At 66.2% G+C, this 14,783-nt stretch carries 19 protein-coding genes; 7 read left to right on the plus strand and 12 right to left on the minus strand.

The window, feature by feature from the left end; all coding sequences use genetic code 11:
- Positions 1 to 7: 7 nt before the first annotated feature.
- Positions 8 to 397, minus strand: a complete 390-nt coding sequence (locus WD184_05870) for a nuclear transport factor 2 family protein (protein MEX0826258.1) — start codon at positions 395 to 397, stop codon at positions 8 to 10.
- A gap of 146 nt (positions 398 to 543) precedes the next feature.
- Between WD184_05870 and WD184_05875 the strand changes: the two genes are divergently transcribed.
- Complete coding sequence (locus WD184_05875) at positions 544 to 1,932, plus strand: class II fumarate hydratase (GenBank protein MEX0826259.1); 1,389 nt, start codon at positions 544 to 546, stop codon at positions 1,930 to 1,932.
- 1 nt (position 1,933) lies between these two features.
- Here WD184_05875 and WD184_05880 read toward each other — a convergent pair whose 3' ends face one another.
- Both WD184_05880 and WD184_05885 read right to left on the minus strand, forming a co-directional pair.
- Positions 1,934 to 2,335, minus strand: coding sequence for a hypothetical protein (locus tag WD184_05880; protein ID MEX0826260.1), 402 nt, complete (start codon positions 2,333 to 2,335; stop codon positions 1,934 to 1,936).
- Between the two features lie 13 nt (positions 2,336 to 2,348).
- Entirely contained in the window at positions 2,349 to 2,759 is a 411-nt protein-coding gene (locus WD184_05885; protein ID MEX0826261.1) for a hypothetical protein, read from the minus strand.
- A 115-nt stretch (positions 2,760 to 2,874) separates the two neighbouring features.
- On the opposite strand from WD184_05885, the gene WD184_05890 reads away from it, so the two are divergent.
- Positions 2,875 to 3,723 (plus strand): neutral zinc metallopeptidase, encoded by an 849-nt coding sequence (locus tag WD184_05890; protein MEX0826262.1) that lies wholly within the window; start codon positions 2,875 to 2,877, stop codon positions 3,721 to 3,723.
- A gap of 7 nt (positions 3,724 to 3,730) precedes the next feature.
- On the opposite strand, the gene WD184_05895 is transcribed toward WD184_05890, so the two are convergent.
- From WD184_05895 to WD184_05925, 7 genes are all read right to left on the minus strand, one after another.
- Positions 3,731 to 4,207, minus strand: a complete 477-nt coding sequence (locus WD184_05895) for a M48 family metallopeptidase (GenBank protein ID MEX0826263.1) — start codon at positions 4,205 to 4,207, stop codon at positions 3,731 to 3,733.
- 429 nt (positions 4,208 to 4,636) lie between these two features.
- Positions 4,637 to 5,227, minus strand: a complete 591-nt coding sequence (locus tag WD184_05900) for a hypothetical protein (protein ID MEX0826264.1) — start codon at positions 5,225 to 5,227, stop codon at positions 4,637 to 4,639.
- Positions 5,224 to 5,859 carry a hypothetical protein gene (locus WD184_05905; protein MEX0826265.1) on the minus strand — a complete coding sequence of 212 codons (636 nt, stop codon included), beginning with the start codon at positions 5,857 to 5,859 and terminating at the stop codon, positions 5,224 to 5,226. The genes WD184_05900 and WD184_05905 overlap by 4 nt, the downstream gene beginning before the upstream one ends.
- Before the next feature lie 37 nt (positions 5,860 to 5,896).
- A complete protein-coding gene (locus WD184_05910) occupies positions 5,897 to 6,343 on the minus strand; it encodes an SUF system NifU family Fe-S cluster assembly protein (protein MEX0826266.1) in 447 nt (148 codons plus the stop codon).
- Positions 6,333 to 7,562, minus strand: coding sequence for a cysteine desulfurase (locus WD184_05915; GenBank protein ID MEX0826267.1), 1,230 nt, complete (start codon positions 7,560 to 7,562; stop codon positions 6,333 to 6,335). The genes WD184_05910 and WD184_05915 overlap by 11 nt, the downstream gene beginning before the upstream one ends.
- A 148-nt stretch (positions 7,563 to 7,710) precedes the next feature.
- Positions 7,711 to 8,463 carry a Fe-S cluster assembly ATPase SufC gene (sufC, locus tag WD184_05920; GenBank protein ID MEX0826268.1) on the minus strand — a complete coding sequence of 251 codons (753 nt, stop codon included), beginning with the start codon at positions 8,461 to 8,463 and terminating at the stop codon, positions 7,711 to 7,713.
- 108 nt (positions 8,464 to 8,571) lie between these two features.
- Complete coding sequence (locus WD184_05925) at positions 8,572 to 9,507, minus strand: LLM class flavin-dependent oxidoreductase (GenBank protein ID MEX0826269.1); 936 nt, start codon at positions 9,505 to 9,507, stop codon at positions 8,572 to 8,574.
- A gap of 116 nt (positions 9,508 to 9,623) precedes the next feature.
- Between WD184_05925 and WD184_05930 the strand changes: the two genes are divergently transcribed.
- Complete coding sequence (locus tag WD184_05930) at positions 9,624 to 10,763, plus strand: acyl-CoA dehydrogenase family protein (GenBank protein MEX0826270.1); 1,140 nt, start codon at positions 9,624 to 9,626, stop codon at positions 10,761 to 10,763.
- 28 nt (positions 10,764 to 10,791) lie between these two features.
- Here WD184_05930 and WD184_05935 read toward each other — a convergent pair whose 3' ends face one another.
- The gene (locus WD184_05935) at positions 10,792 to 11,415 is read right to left on the minus strand and encodes a TlpA disulfide reductase family protein (GenBank protein MEX0826271.1); all 624 of its coding nucleotides are present in this window, start codon (positions 11,413 to 11,415) and stop codon (positions 10,792 to 10,794) included.
- Positions 11,412 to 12,029: a disulfide oxidoreductase gene (locus tag WD184_05940; GenBank protein ID MEX0826272.1), complete on the minus strand. Its 618-nt coding sequence runs from the start codon at positions 12,027 to 12,029 to the stop codon at positions 11,412 to 11,414. The genes WD184_05935 and WD184_05940 overlap by 4 nt, the downstream gene beginning before the upstream one ends.
- 158 nt (positions 12,030 to 12,187) lie before the next feature.
- On the opposite strand from WD184_05940, the gene WD184_05945 reads away from it, so the two are divergent.
- The 4 genes from WD184_05945 to WD184_05960 are packed head-to-tail and all read left to right on the plus strand — an operon-like array spanning position 12,188 to position 14,773.
- A complete protein-coding gene (locus tag WD184_05945; GenBank protein ID MEX0826273.1) occupies positions 12,188 to 12,598 on the plus strand; it encodes a hypothetical protein in 411 nt (136 codons plus the stop codon).
- Positions 12,595 to 12,876, plus strand: coding sequence for a hypothetical protein (locus tag WD184_05950; protein MEX0826274.1), 282 nt, complete (start codon positions 12,595 to 12,597; stop codon positions 12,874 to 12,876). The genes WD184_05945 and WD184_05950 overlap by 4 nt, the downstream gene beginning before the upstream one ends.
- Entirely contained in the window at positions 12,873 to 14,510 is a 1,638-nt protein-coding gene (locus tag WD184_05955; protein ID MEX0826275.1) for a methylmalonyl-CoA mutase family protein, read from the plus strand. Before WD184_05950 ends, WD184_05955 begins: the two co-directional genes overlap by 4 nt.
- A complete protein-coding gene (locus WD184_05960; protein ID MEX0826276.1) occupies positions 14,507 to 14,773 on the plus strand; it encodes a hypothetical protein in 267 nt (88 codons plus the stop codon). Before WD184_05955 ends, WD184_05960 begins: the two co-directional genes overlap by 4 nt.
- Positions 14,774 to 14,783: the final 10 nt, after the last annotated feature.

Below are 14,783 nucleotides of genomic sequence, written 5' to 3' on the forward strand. Positions count from 1 at the left end.
CCGGTGGTCAGGTTCCCCAACCCTCAGGAGGCTCGAATGAGCCGGGTTGGTAGTGCCAGTACTCGCGGAGCCGCCGGCATCGGCCGTCGGGGGCGAAATCGAGCAGCAAGGCGCCGGGGAGGGTGACCGGATCGCCGTCGACCTGCATGTTGGTCCAGAACTCGACGGTGACCCGATCGCCGTCGGCGAACGGGCGGCCCATGCGGACCCGGACTTCGCTTTGCGCCGCGGTCACGGCCGTCCAGTAGTCGGCGACGCCCTCCTGGCCCCGATGAGGTTCCTCGAAGATGTTGGCCCGGTAGGTGGCGTCCTCCGTGAACAAGGCAGCCGCGGCGTCGGCGTCGAGTTCCTGCCAGGCGCGGCGGTACCCGTCGATCCACTCCTGCAGGCTCGCCATTTCCCCTCCTCACTCCGGGTCTGCCCGCAGGCTACGTGTTCCAAGGGTGCTCGCAACGGTGGCGCCGCCCGGGAGCCCTCCGCCCCTACCAACCGCCGTTCCGACACTCCTACCCTTGATGCCGTAGCCGACAAGGAGCCCGTGCGATGAGGGTCGAGAAGGATTCGATGGGCGAGGTCGAGGTTCCCGACGACGCCTACTACGGGGCGTCGACCCAGCGGGCTGTCGACAACTTTCCGATCTCGGACCTTCGGTTTGGTCGCCGGTTCATCGAGGCGTTGGGGATGATCAAGTCGGCGGCGGCGTCAGTGAACGGCGAGGCGGGGCGTCTCGACGGTGCGATCGCCGGGGCGATCGTCAACGCTGCCGAGGAGGTCGTGGCCGGGGTCCACGACGGCCAGTTCGTGGTCGACATCTTCCAGACCGGTTCGGGCACTTCCACCAACACCAACGCCAACGAGGTGATCGCCAATCGGGCATCCGAACTGCTCGGGCATGGCCGGGGGAGCAAGTTCGTGCATCCCAACGATCACGTCAATGCCGGGCAGTCCTCCAACGACGTGATTCCGGCGGCGATCCATGTGACTGCCGTCTCCACCCTCCGCCGCGAGACCATCCCCGCCCTCGAGCGCCTTGCGGTCGCCCTTGAGGCGAAGGCATCTGAGTTCGATCACATCCTCAAGTCGGGCCGCACCCATCTGATGGATGCCACCCCGGTGCGTCTTGGCCAGGAGTTCGGCGGATACGCCGCCATGGTGCGCAAGAGCGTCGAGCGGCTCCAGGCGGCCCTCCCCGGTTTGGAGGAACTGGCTCTGGGCGGCACCGCGGTGGGTACCGGAATCAACGCTCCCGAGGGTTTCGCCGCCGCGGTTATCGGCAAGATCGCCGAGCGCACCGGCTACCCGTTCCGGGAGGCCGACGACCACTTCGAGGCCCAGGGCTCGAAAGACGCCGCGGTCCACGCCAGTGGGGCGCTGCGTACCGTTGCCGTGTCGCTGTTCAAGATTGCCAACGACCTCCGCTGGCTCGGGTCGGGCCCCCGCACCGGCATCGGCGAGTTGCGGCTCCCCGAGACCCAGCCGGGGTCGTCGATCATGCCGGGGAAGGTGAACCCGGTGATGGCCGAGATGGTGATGCAGGTGGCCGCCCAGGTGATCGGCAACGATGCCGCGGTGGCGTGGGCGGGTGCCAACGGCAACCTCGAACTGAACGTGATGATGCCGGTGCTCGCCCACAACCTGGTCGAATCCGCCGAACTGATCGGATCTGCCGCCGACGCCTTCCGGGAGAAGTGCATCGAGGGCCTCGAGGCCAACGAGGAGCGGGCGGCGGCGCTGCTGGCGCAGAACATCATCATCGTCACCGCCCTGGCCCCCAAGATCGGCTACGACACCGCCGCCAAGATCGCCAAGGAAGCGTTCGCCTCAGGCAGGGGCGTGCGTGAGGTGGCGCTGGAGATGGGCGTGCTTCCCGAAGAGGATCTCGACAAGGCCCTCGACCTCCGCGGGATGACCGAAGGCGGCGTCGCCGGCTAGTTCAGGTCGCGGCGGTCCAGTCGATCCAGAACGCCGCGACGTCAGCCGGGTCGATCTTCACGGTCAGCCGCGACCCCGGCGTGAGGCGGGCGAGTTGGGTCAGCTGCACGATCTGGCTGGCCGTCACCGGATAGGGCGGCCGGCCGGTCGGGAAGACCAAGAGGTCGATTTCAACGACTGGTTGCCCGTTCACCTGCTGCCCGGTGTCGCGTAGCGCGGTGACCTGAGCCGTGGCCGACTCGCCGGTGGATGCGAGCCGGGCGCCGAGGGTTTGTTGCTCCATCATGTGAGTCATCGCCGCCATGGCGGCCGATGCTTCCCGCATCTGGGCGGCGGGGTCGAAGCCGGCGGATGCCTCCTTCGACACCTTGTTGAGGTTCTTGAGGTCCTTCAGGAATCCCATGTTCGCCTCCCGCTCACAGCGCCGACGTCTGTTGGAATAGGGTCCCGAACTGGACGGCGAGCGCCATGTTGCCCTGGAAACGCGAGTTCCATCCGTCGTACGCGGCCTGCCAATCCTCTGGCGTGTGCCCGTGCTTCCGGACCAGTGCTTCGGTCCCTGCCTGGTCGAGCGTCTTCTCGCCGACCGTCTTGGCGATCTGCGCGTAACGCTCCATCGAAATGCCGCCGATTGGCTCCAGCATGGCGGGATCGATCGATCCGGCGCTGCCCGCAGTGGCCGCCTGTGCCACTGCGGCCTGCGCCATCGCCGCCTGCGCGACCTGCATCTCCTGGGCCTGCGCGGACAGTTGCTGGGCCTGCTCGATCATTTCCGGCACCCCGGCGATGGTCTCCTTGACTTCCTTGATCTCCTTGAAGAAACCCATGACCATCCTTCGCTCAGGGAGGCGAACCATACCGGTCGTCTGGCGGAGCGTGCTTGAGTTGGCAGTGGCCGGGGTAGAAGGAGGGGCACTTTGACCCGGATAATCTGGAGCAGAAATGACATTTCGTAGGGGAGCAAAGCTCGATCCCGGGCAGGTGCGTGATCGTCGTGGAATGGGCGGCGGTCTCGCCGTCGGCGGCGGACTCGCGGGACTCATCGGTGTTGTGCTGTTCCTAGTGATGGGCGGCGATCCATCTCAGGTGCTGGGTTCGCTCGGGGGAGAGACGGTGGGAGGCGAACAGACCACCGACCTCAGCGAGGAGTGCAAGACCGGCGCCGACGCCAACGAGCGCGACGACTGCCGCATCGTCGGGTACGTCAACAGCGTCCAGGCCTACTGGCTGGGTGCCCTGGAGGGGTACCAATTGGCTCCCACCACCTTCTTCGAGGGGAGCGTCAACACCGGCTGCGGAGTGGCGTCGAGTGCCGTGGGTCCCTTCTATTGCCCGCCCGATGCCGGGATCTACATAGACCTGGGCTTCTTCGAGGAGATGAAGAAGCGCCTCGGCGCCGAGGGCGGTCCTTTCGCCCAGGCCTACGTCATCGCCCACGAGTACGGCCATCACGTCCAGAACCTGATGGGCAACCTGGGCTCGGGAAGCAGGGGTGCGGGTGAAGAGAGCGACTCGGTGCGCACCGAACTGCAGGCCGACTGCTTCGCAGGCGTCTGGGCCCATCACGCGGTGGCGACCGGGTTCCTCCAGCCGCTTACGCAGGACGAGATCGGCCAAGCGCTGGATGCGGCTGCGGCGGTCGGCGACGATCGGATCCAGGAACAGACCCAGGGCCAGGTGAATCCCGAGACCTGGACCCACGGCTCATCCGCGCAACGCCAGGAGTGGTTCCGGGTCGGGTTGGACACCGGCGACCCCGGGGCTTGTGACACCTTCGAGGCGGACCTCTAGGTCGACCTCACCCCCCGGCCTTGGCGATGAGGTAACCCTCGGCTCGTTCGGCCATTTCATACCGGCTCACCAGCGACTTGAACCGCTCGCCGTGGTTGGCGACTTCGAGGTGGGCCAACTCGTGCACCAGCACCCAGTCGAGCACCCATCCCGGCATTGAGGCGAGCCTGCTCGAAATTCTGATCGTGCCGTTCCGCGGCGAGCAGGAGCCCCACCGCGAGTTCTGCCGCTCAGACCACACGATGCTGGTGGGGGCGCGGAGGCCGTACTTGTTGGCGACCTCGCGGGCACGAGTCTCGAGGTCGACCGTCTCTTGCGAGAGCTTGCGGGTGACCTTCCCGACGAGCTCCGTGACGACGGCGGCTTCCTCATCCTCGGAGAGGTGGGCGGGGATGAGAACCCGCAACCGCCCGTTGGCCTCGTAGGCCTGGGCGGTTCGGGTGCGTTTCCTGCTGCGGATCACATCGATTGGCAGATCACTCATGTCCGGGATCGTAAGCGCGGGGTGCGACAGAGTTGCGGAGTCAAGCGCCAGGAAGAAGGTGCCCGATTCCGCCGAGCGACGGGGATGACCGTCGAGTACACCCTCGGCTACACGGTGCGATCCGTCAACGACGACCCGCTATGCGATGCGGTGGTGCGCCATGTCTTCAGCAGATCAGGTACGGCACAAGGTGGGGTCGTTGAGGTGGTGCTCGCTGCCGATCACTTCGAGATCGTGTCGCTGGAGGGGCCCGAGTGCGGGACCGGGCCAAATTGGGACACGACCGGTCGTGACGACATCACCGCCGAGTGGGCGCGCCAGGTTGCGGTCACCTTCCACGGAACGATTGCGAGCGGCGTTCTCACCGGGACCGTCGCTGAGGAGGGGGCGGGGAGTTCCTCGAGATCAGCGCGACGAAGAGTTGATCAGTCAGGTACAGAGATCCTGGTGCGCCTTGAAGTCGAGGTAGGCGGAGCCCAGCAGGCTGGAGCCGAAGTCCTCTCGATACTTGAAGAAGGCGATGCAGTACACGAACTCCATCCGATCGCGAGTTTCCGAGTCCTCCGGGTAGGTGAGCATCACCGCGGCGGTGGCGTCGAGGTAGAACTCGGCGTAGCGGCGTTCGGCGGTTGGACCGCCGCCGTAGGCCTCCTGAGCCAGGCCATACGCCGCGGCCAGGTCGGCTTTCGCTGCCTCATCGTCTCCGGCGATCCGGTTGAACCATGATCGGTACATCAGATAGCGCGGATCGGCTGGTCTCGACTGCACCGCGTCATTGGCCAGCCCGATCTTCGTACCGATCCCGAGGTCAGGGTCGAGAGCCTGGGTGATCTCCGCTTGGGCTTTCTCGTCGTCACTTCGGGCGTCAGTGGTTGACCCGGCGGCCTGAACGTCGGTCGGGTTCTCCGGCGCGCTGAGGTCGCCTCCGCCCGCTGACCCTTCCACGAACTCCAGCAACTCCCCGTAGCTGCACGCACTCAGAAGCAGCGACGCCAGGAAGACAGGGATCACTCGTTTCATGGCTCCGGCCTCTCCAACTCGAACTGCGCTTCGCCTTCCTCCAGCGAGGCTCCCGTCGAGAGGGACCGCAGCATGTCTGCGACGAGCGCCGTCATGGTGAAGACGTAGGGACCCTCCTCGTCGGCCCCCGCGATCCTGAGGACCATGCGGGTGATGTTCTGCTCGGCGATCACCGGATGAGTGAGCACCGAGTTCACGAGGAGGGTCGCCTGGTCGTCATCCTCCGCATACAGCCCGGCCGAGTCGCCGAACTCGATGACTACGAGGGACGACCCAGTACCCGAGATCGGCCAGACGAAGATCTCGATCCCGGTGAGGTCGATGCCGGCATCCTCCAGGTCCGCAAGGATGAGCAGCGTGGCGATCTCGTCTGGTGGACCGCCGAGAACCGCGTTGACCCCGGTCGCCGGCTCGGAGGGGGGCATCGGTTCAATCGAGAAGATGTCTACCAAGAACGGGTCGAGTGTGGTCGTCGTGGTGGGCGGAAGAGTGGTGGTCGTCGGTCCGCTTGACGTGACGGTGGTCGCACTGGCAGCGGTCGATGTGGTGGCGATCGGATTGGACGATCCGTCACCTCCGCCGCAGGCCGCGGCGACAAGGGTGAGGATGACCACCAGGCCCCTCTGGCGCATCAGGGAACGCTAGCGGGGAAGGCGTCGTGGTGGAGGTTCACCCCACCCCGGCGAGCGCCTCCTGCAGGGTGGCCCAGGGGAGGTCGGCACACTTGATCCGCACCGGGAAACGGCGGACTCCGGCCAGTGCCTCGAGGTCGCCGAGGACGGCACCGGGACGCTCCGGATCTACCCCGGAATCGCCGGGCTCGATGTCGAGGAGACGCTTGACCTGGTGAACCAGTTCGTCGATCTCCGTGGTGGAAAGGCCGATCAACTTGTCGGCCATCATCGACCCGGACGCCTGGCTGATCGAGCATCCCCGGCCCCTCACCGCCACATCGGTCACTTTGCCGTCTTCGATCCGCAGTTCGACGGTGACCTCGTCGCCGCAGAGTGGGTTCACACCCTCGGCCCGGGCGTCGGCTCCCTCGATGTGGCCGGCGTGTCGGGGCTTGCGGTAGTGGTCGAGGATGACCTGCCGGTACAACTCGTCAAGCGACACCGAAGATCCTCCTCGCCTCGTGCAGTGCCGCCACGAGGGCGTCGACCTCTTCGGGAATGTTGTAGACGTAAAAGGATGCCCGAGCGGTCGCCGGCACACCGAGCACTCGCATCAACGGCTTGGCGCAGTGGTGACCGGCCCGAATCGCCACCCCGGCTTGATCGAGAATGGTGGCCAGGTCGTGGGGGTGGATGTCGGCGAGGGTGAACGACACCGCCGCCCCCCGCTTCTGGGGATCCATTGGCCCGTAAATCGTCAGGTCGGGGATCTCCGAGAGTTTCTCCAACGCGTATGCGGTGATCTCGATCTCGTGGGCGCGCACCTCGTCCATCCCGACTTTGGATAGGTAGTCGACGGCGGCACCGAACCCGATGGCCTGGGCGATCGGGGGGGTACCCGCCTCGAACTTGTGGGGCACTTCGGCCCAGGTGGATGCTTCGAAATCGACGTCGCGGATCATCTCGCCGCCGCCCTCGGCGGGCTCCATCTCCTCGAGGCGCTCCATCCGTCCCCACATCGCCCCGACTCCGGTGGGGCCGAGCATCTTGTGGGCGCTGAAGGCCACGAAGTCCGCGCCCATCGCCTGAACATCGACGGCCGAATGCGGGATGAGCTGGGCGCCGTCGACGACGGTGAGGGCGCCGACGGCCTTGGCGGCGGCAACGGCCTCGGCGACCGGCCCGAACGAGCCGAGCACATTCGACATGCCCGAGATCGACACGATCTTTGCCCGCTCGTCGACCACTTCCCCGATGCGAGAGATGTCCACCATGAAGTCCTCGGTGAGCGGCAGGTAGACGAGTTCGGCTCCCGTGTGGCGGGTGATCAACTGCCAGGGCACGACGTTGGCGTGGTGCTCCATATGGGTGAGGACGATGCGATCGCCGGGCTTCAGGTGGTAGAGGCCCCAGCCGTACCCGATGTGGTTGATCGCAGACGTGGTGCTGCGGGTGAACACCACCTCGCGTTCGGTGGTGGCGTTGATGAAGCGGGCGATCTTGAGGCGGGCGCCCTCGTACAGGTCGGTCGCCTCCTCGGCGAGTTTGTAGGCCCCGCGGTGGACGTTGGCGTTGTGCTTCCGGTAGTAATCGTCGACCGCGTCGAGCACCTGCACCGGCTTCTGGGTGGTCGCGGCGCTGTCGAGGTAGACGAGCGGCTTGCCGTTCATCTCCCGCGAGAGGATGGGGAAGTCGCTGCGGAGGTGGGCGAGGTCGGTCATGGGGCCGCCCTACGGGCGGCGCGATGCGCGATGCGCAATGCGCTACCGGCCCAACCTGTCTGAAAACCTCCGACGCGCCGCGCATTGCGCATTGCGCATTGCGAGTCGCGCATCGCGCATCGCGCATTGCTGGGCGCCGGTAGCGCCCTCACGCCTTCACCTCCCGGAACGCGTCGTACCCCTCTTCCTCGATCCGCTTGGCGAGGTCGGGGCCGCCGGTCTCCACCACCCGGCCGTCCACGAACACGTGAACCACGTCCGGGGTGATGTAGTCGAGCATCCGTTGGTAATGGGTGATGATGAGGAAGCCTCGCTCCGGTGAAGCCAGCTGGGTGACACCTTCGGCGACGATCTTCAGGGCGTCGATGTCGAGGCCCGAATCGGTCTCGTCCATGACCGCCAATTCGGGCTCGAGCACCGACATCTGCAGGATCTCGTTGCGCTTTCGCTCGCCTCCTGAGAAGCCCTCGTTGAGGTACCGGTCGGCGAATTCGACCTCCATACCCAATGCCTTCATGGTGTCTGCCACCTTCAGCCGCAGTTCGAGCACCGTGTATTCCGTGCCGGTGCGGTTGCTGAGGGCACTGCGCAAGAAGTTGACCACCGAGACGCCCGGGATCTCCTCGGGATACTGAAAGGCGAGGAACATTCCGGCCCGGCCCCGCTGGTCGGGGGTCCATGCGGAAATGTCCTCTCCCTTGAAGAGGATTCGCCCCCCGGTCACCTTGTAGCCGGGGTGGCCCATCAGGACATTGCCGAGCGTGGACTTCCCCGAGCCATTCGGGCCCATCAACGCGTGGATCTCGCCCCTCTCGACGACCACCGATACCCCCTTGAGGATCTCGGTCCCCTCGGCAGAGGCGCGCAGGTCTTCGATGACGAGCAACGGGGGGGAGGACATCGTCACAGGGTAAAGGCGGATCGCCAGGTATCGAAAAGATTCAAGATTCAAGAATCAAGAATCAAGAACAAGCCCGCTGGCTCTTGGCTCTTGACTCTTGGTTCCTTCTCAGCCCCGCAGAGCGGCGAAGAGCTCTTCGAGCACCTCGTGGTCGAAGGGGCCGAGATGTTGGACGTAGAAGCGGTCCACCCCGGCTTCCTCCAGTGCGTGGACCTCCTCGCGTACCTGGTCGGCGGTTCCCATCGGGATGTTGCGCTCCTTCATCAGCTTCTCGAGCGTCTCGGCGTCTCGTCCCATCGGGTCGGCCTCGGCGATCCGGGCGAGAACCCGTTGGAACCCCGCCTCGTCCATTCCGGCAGCCACCGAGGTCATGACGCTGATCCGCAGCGCGTCGGGGTCTCGTGCCGCCTTCTCGGCGGCGGCCCGGGCACGCCCGATCCGCAGCTTGATCGCCTCGATCGGTCGATGGCCAAAGTTGTACTCGTCGGCATAGGTTCCGGCGAGGCGGGGGGTGCGCTTCTCTCCGCTGCCGCCGACGATCAGGGGAATCGTCCCGGTAGGACGGGGGTGCACCTCGGTGCCGTCGAACCGGTAATGCTTGCCCTCGAACGGCCCCGCCTTCCGGCCGAAGGCGTGCCACAGGTAACCGAGGGCCTCCTCCATCATTTCGAAGCGGACTCCGAGGTCGGGGAAGTCGAGCCCGTAGGTGGCGTGCTCGTCCTCCATCCATCCGGTTCCGACACCCAGCGAGAGCCGCCCGCCGCTCATCTCGTCGATCGTGGTCGCCGCTTTCGCCAGCACCGCCGGGTGGCGGAATGTGATCGGTGAGACGAGCACGATCAACTCGACCCGGCTCGTCTCGCGGGCGAGCCCTCCGAGAGTGGCGAATGCCTCGGTGGCGGGCGCAGCGGTGTTGCGCGGGAACAAGAAGTGGTCGGAGCGGGCGAACCCTTCCAAGCCGGCCTCGTCGGCGAACTTCGCCGCGCCCAGCAGGTCGGCGTAGCTCATACCGAGATGGGGTTCTGTCATCAACACGAACTGCATTGGCGTTTCCCTTCGGTCGCTCTCCGACACTACCTGCGACCAAAGCCCCTACCGCCGATACGCCCGGCGGTCCTTACTACCCTTCACCAACCCAACGGACTCGGGAGGTCCGCCCGATGAACTTCGCCGTCAGCGAAGAGCAGGAGATGCTGCGAGACACCGCCCGGCGGTTCCTCGAAGCCAAGTCGCCGTCAGAGGTCGTTCGCCGTCTGATGGAGACCGAAGAGGGCTTCGACGCCGCCCTGTGGGCCGAGATCGCATCTCAGGGTTGGCAGGCGATGGCGATTCCCGAGGAGTACGGCGGCGCCGGCTTCACCTTCATGGAACAGGCGATCCTCATGGAAGAGATGGGCCGAGCATTGTTCCCGTCGCCGTTCCTGTCGACGGTGGTCCTTGGCGCCGACCTCATCCTCACCGCCGGCACGGAGGAGCAGAAGCAGGCGCTCGTGCCCGGTATCGCCGCCGGGGAACGAACCGTTGCCATCGCCCAGGTCGAAGCCAACGGGTCGTGGGGTGCGGACGGCATAACGATGGTGGCCAAACGGGACGGTTCCGAGCTCATCCTCGACGGAACCAAGTCCTTCGTGGTCGATGGTCATACTGCCGACACCATCATCGTCGTGGTGCGCACCGACGACACCACCGGCGGCGAGCAGGGGATCAGCCTCGTAGTCGTCGATGCCGGGGCGGGGGGAATCACCCGGCGGCGCCTCGAGACGATGGACATGACCCGCAAGCAGGCCGAGATCACGTTCAGCAACGTGCGGGTGCCGGCGAGGGCGGTTCTCGGCACCGAGGGGGCGGGGTGGGGAGCCCTCCAGGACACTCTGAACAGGGCGATCGTGGCCCTCGCCTTCGAGCAGGTGGGCGGGGCGCAGAAGTGCCTCGAGATGTCGGTGCAGTACGCCAAGGACCGGGTGCAGTTCGGTCGTCCCATCGGATCGTTTCAGGCGATCAAGCACAAGTGCGCCGACATGCTGGTCGACGTCGAGTCGGCCAAATCGGCCGCGTACTACGCCGGGTGGGCGGTCACTGCCGACGATGCCGAGGCGAAGATCGTCGGTCCGCTGGCGAAGTCGTATTGCTCGGAGGCGTACTTCCACTGTGCCTCGGAGAACATCCAGATCCACGGCGGGATCGGCTTCACCTGGGAGCACGACGCCCATCTCTACTTCAAGCGGGCCAAGACCGACGAGTTGCTGTTTGGAAGCCCCGCCTTCCACCGGTTGGTGCTGGCGGACCGGTTGGGTATCTAAACGGGTGAGCGAATAGGTCGCTCACCCGTTAGCCATCGAGCAACGACTCGGCGATCTGGGTGATCGCGTCGGCCGGCAACTCGCCGGTTAGACGGCTGGCCACAGTGCCGTCAGCATTCACGAAGACCCAGTAGGGGAATGCGTTGAGCCCGAACACGTCGCCGACCGAGTAGTCGCTGTCGTCAAGGATTACCGGGGCGGTCCAGCCCTCCGAGGCGAGCCACTCGGACGGCGGGAAGTTGGGGCGGCTTTCGGCGGTGCTGGTCGCAACCGAGTAGAGGTCGACCCCATCGGGCTTGAGGCCCGCGTCGACCCACGCCTGCACAACAGGGACCTCGGCCTGGCAGTGCGAGCACCAATGCGCCAGGAAGATGATGATCTTCGGTCGGCCGTCGCTGGTTATCGAGACAGACTGGCCATCGAAGTCGGCGCCCTCGACCGTCGGGGCGGGCATGCCGGCGGCAGGATCCGTGGCTGAGTCGTCGAACCGCGGCAGGGCGGCGCCGGTGATCGTCGGCTCCCCGAACTCAGCTGCCCCCGACCCTCCCGAGTCGAAGGTCAGCACCACGACGGTGATCAGGACGATGGCCACCAGCCCGCCGAGGACTGGCAGCCAGGGAAAAGGGCGCGCGGCAATGCTGCGGTTGGTCATGAATCCTCCTCGGAATCGGAAACTTCGTCGATCGACGATCGGCGCGCCCGGGCCGAAGGACCATCGAGGGCCAACGCCGTGACGATCGAGGCGAACGCCACCAGCGCCATGAAGGGGATCGACACGAAGTCGAACTTCCACACGTAGGCCGCGCTGCATGGCGCGAAAAGGTCGCATGTGCCTCGGGCCAGGCTGGGGAAGTGCTGGATCATGTAGTGGTAAGCCGAGATCACCCCACCGGCCGCGGCGACGGGTATCGCGTAGATCCGGATGGCGCGGTCTCGGCGAAACGCGGCGATGCCGAGAATGATCGCCAGGGGATACATGGCGATCCGCTGGTACCAGCAGTATTCACAGGGCGTGAAACCGGCGACCTCGGAGTAGTAGAGGCTCCCCAGAGTGGCGACGACGGCCATGAACCAGGCGAGCCACAGACCGTACCCCTGTACCGAGTCCGCGAGGCGCTGCAACGCTCGGGATGCGCCGGCGGACACTCGGGCCACCACCCACAGGCCGGCGATGCCGAGGACGAGGAGACTGAGTGCAATCGCCCCGACGGCGAGAAACGTGGAAACGGTGTTGACGGACAGGTGGATACCTCGAGAGGTGGGCACCACCGAGGTTAACGGCTCCCCGCGTGCTGCCCGTGGGGCCGGTGGCGGTTCCGGCCGGAGCTTTCTGGCACGTTACGCCCCAACTCCTCCCCAAGTCATGGCTGTCCCAATCGCCAATCGCCAGCTGAGAGAAGCGAGGCCCTGGGTACCATTCCCTCATGGGTGCAGTTGCAGTTGGAGCCCTCCTCGCCGCGGCCCTGGTCGCGATCATCGCCCTCATGGTGTGGCAGGCCGCCAGACGGAGCGGCGCCGACGACCCGGCGGAGTATCTGGTGCCCGAGGCGGCACGATTCGTATACGAGCGGCTGTCGGACCGGGCAATGGAGTCGCTCGATCTCGACGACGTGAACCTTCTGCTCGAGTGGCAGGTCCACTTTCACCAGGTGGTCGCGCCGCGCGAGGGCAAGGAGCGCCCGATCGTCGGTAGCGGCGATTCGATCGAGTACTTGATGGAGCGGTCCGCAGAGTCGGGTCGATCGTTCGATGTCCTCGACATCGCAGAGGTGATCGCGGCCGACACCGAGTATCTGGTGTCGATCGGAGCGGTGGGTGAGGCGGTGAACCAATGATCGTTCGGTGTGGGAGGTGCGGGTCGCAGTTCGATGTCCCCGGCGTGGGCCGCCATGTGTGCCCGACGTGCGGCACCCCGAACGACGTCCGCGCCACGACCGGAGCCAACGGGTTGCAAACGCCCCCGCCACCACCGCCTGCTCCGGACCGCCCCTCCCCCCGGGTGATCTGTCCCGGCTGCGGCTACAAGTTCATCGTCGGATCGGTCGAGGTGGCACCCTGCCCCAACTGTGGCGAGGCGGTTACCGTTTCGTCGGACGAAGGTGAGGAAGAGTGAACCGCGATCGCTGGGAGGAGCACTACCGCAAGGCAGCGAAGCGCCGCGACCGCTGGGTCACGCTGTCGTTCGAAGACCTTCCGGCGGTCGGACTGCCTCGTGACGAGCCGCCCGAGGCGATCGGATACCCGGGCTTCTTCCCCTACACCCGGGGTATCCATGTCACCGGCTACCGGGGCAAGCCGTGGACCATTCGCCAGTTCGCCGGGTTCGCCGGAGTCGAGGACACCAATGCCCGGTTCCGTCACCTCCTCGAACAGGGCCAACACGGCCTGAGCGTCGCCTTCGACATGCCGACGCTCATGGGGTACGACAGCGATGACCCGATTTCGCTTGGCGAGGTGGGTCACTGTGGGGTCGCGGTCGACTCTGCCGACGACATGGCGGATCTGTTCGCCGAAATCCCGCTCGGCGAAGTCTCGGTGTCGATGACCATCAACGGGCCCGCCCAGATCCTCTTTGCATTCCTGCTGGTGGCGGCCGAGGAGCAGGGCGTCTCCTGGCAGGCGTTGCGCGGCACGCTGCAGAACGACATCCTCAAGGAATACATCGCGCAGAAGGAGTGGATCTACCCGCCCGCACCACACCTGCGGCTGACCACGGACATGATGGAGTTCTGCACGATCGAAGTGCCGCAGTGGAACACCATCTCGGTGAGCGGGTATCACATCCGTGAAGCCGGGGCGAACGCCCACCAGGAGCTGGCGTTCACCCTGGCCGACGGCTTCGCCTACGTCGAGGCGGGGATGCGGCGGGGGATGGCGGTGGACGACTTCGCCCCGCGCCTCTCCTTCTTCTTCGATGCCCACCTCGACTTCTTCGAGGAGATCGCCAAGTTCCGCGCATCGCGGCGCATCTGGGCGCGCTGGATGCGGGATCGATATGGCGCTCAGGATGAGCGGTCGATCAAGCTCCGGTTCCACACGCAGACGGCGGGCGTGTCGCTCACCGCCCAGCAGCCGGACAACAACGTGGTGCGAACCGCGATCGAAGCACTAGCCGCCGTCCTTGGCGGCACCCAGAGCCTGCACACCAATGCCCTCGATGAGGTCTACGCCCTGCCGACGGAGCGTGCCGCCGAGATCGCCCTCCGCACCCAGCAGGTGATCGCCGAGGAGACCGGGGTGGCCGACGTGATCGATCCCTTGGGTGGGTCGTGGTTCGTCGAGCAGATGACCGACCGGATGGAGGCGCGGGTCGAGGAGATCCTCCAGCACGTCGACCGCATGGGGCGCGGGTCGATGCTCGACGGGGTGCTCGCCGGCATCGACGAAGGCTGGTTCCAGGGTGCCATCGCCGACTCGGCCTACGAGTTCGAGAAGGCCGTTGGCTCTGGCGAGCGAGCGATAGTCGGCGTGAACAAATACGCCAGCGAGGATCACGAGGAACTGGACATCCTCCGGATCTCCGACGAAGTAGAACGTTCCCAGCGAAGTCGGGTTGCCGCCGTCCGCCGGGCACGCGACGAGGCTGCGGTCACGTCCGCCCTCGAGGGGCTCGTCGAAGGGGCCCGGGGCGAGGCGAACCTGATGCCTTTGATGATCGACGCGGCTCGGGTACGGGCGACCGAGGGCGAGATCGCCGCGGCGCTCAAGGGTGTATTCGGGGGGTATCGAGAGCCGCCGCGGGTATGAGGGCCAGTCGCGAGTCGCCAGTCTCCAGTCCCCAGTCATACGCCTCCGGTCCCGACTTCCTCGCCAATGCGGCTCTCGAGTTGCCGACCGGGAAGACTTCGCGGGACGACCTTCGGAACCGCCTCGCCGTGGCTGTGGTGTCGACCGCGCTCACTTTCTCTCCGTCGACGGTCCCGTTCCGCCGCCTCGACCCGGCGCCGCCACCGGCGGCGGTGCTGCCGGTGGGCGACCCGACGCCGGGCATCGGGTCGTGTCGTGGCTAGGGCGGCTTCG

The sequence above is a fragment of the Acidimicrobiia bacterium genome (assembly GCA_040878325.1).
GTDB lineage: Bacteria > Actinomycetota > Acidimicrobiia > Spongiisociales > UBA11373 > JAUYIV01.

Excerpts from the sequence above, each read along its gene's own strand:
- WD184_05895 (MEX0826263.1), bottom strand. The coding sequence starts at position 4,207 with ATGAGTGATCTGCCAATCGATGTGATCCGCAGCAGGAAACGCACCCGA.
- WD184_05875 (MEX0826259.1), top strand. The coding sequence starts at position 544 with ATGAGGGTCGAGAAGGATTCGATGGGCGAGGTCGAGGTTCCCGACGAC.
- WD184_05960 (MEX0826276.1), top strand. The coding sequence starts at position 14,507 with ATGAGGGCCAGTCGCGAGTCGCCAGTCTCCAGTCCCCAGTCATACGCC.
- WD184_05880 (MEX0826260.1), bottom strand. The coding sequence starts at position 2,335 with ATGGGATTCCTGAAGGACCTCAAGAACCTCAACAAGGTGTCGAAGGAG.
- WD184_05915 (MEX0826267.1), bottom strand. The coding sequence starts at position 7,562 with ATGACCGACCTCGCCCACCTCCGCAGCGACTTCCCCATCCTCTCGCGG.
- WD184_05950 (MEX0826274.1), top strand. The coding sequence starts at position 12,595 with ATGATCGTTCGGTGTGGGAGGTGCGGGTCGCAGTTCGATGTCCCCGGC.
- WD184_05870 (MEX0826258.1), bottom strand. The coding sequence starts at position 397 with ATGGCGAGCCTGCAGGAGTGGATCGACGGGTACCGCCGCGCCTGGCAG.
- WD184_05900 (MEX0826264.1), bottom strand. The coding sequence starts at position 5,227 with ATGAAACGAGTGATCCCTGTCTTCCTGGCGTCGCTGCTTCTGAGTGCG.
- WD184_05890 (MEX0826262.1), top strand. The coding sequence starts at position 2,875 with ATGACATTTCGTAGGGGAGCAAAGCTCGATCCCGGGCAGGTGCGTGAT.
- WD184_05935 (MEX0826271.1), bottom strand. The coding sequence starts at position 11,415 with ATGACCAACCGCAGCATTGCCGCGCGCCCTTTTCCCTGGCTGCCAGTC.
- WD184_05885 (MEX0826261.1), bottom strand. The coding sequence starts at position 2,759 with ATGGGTTTCTTCAAGGAGATCAAGGAAGTCAAGGAGACCATCGCCGGG.
- WD184_05945 (MEX0826273.1), top strand. The coding sequence starts at position 12,188 with ATGGGTGCAGTTGCAGTTGGAGCCCTCCTCGCCGCGGCCCTGGTCGCG.
- WD184_05905 (MEX0826265.1), bottom strand. The coding sequence starts at position 5,859 with ATGCGCCAGAGGGGCCTGGTGGTCATCCTCACCCTTGTCGCCGCGGCC.
- WD184_05925 (MEX0826269.1), bottom strand. The coding sequence starts at position 9,507 with ATGCAGTTCGTGTTGATGACAGAACCCCATCTCGGTATGAGCTACGCC.
- WD184_05930 (MEX0826270.1), top strand. The coding sequence starts at position 9,624 with ATGAACTTCGCCGTCAGCGAAGAGCAGGAGATGCTGCGAGACACCGCC.
- sufC (MEX0826268.1), bottom strand. The coding sequence starts at position 8,463 with ATGTCCTCCCCCCCGTTGCTCGTCATCGAAGACCTGCGCGCCTCTGCC.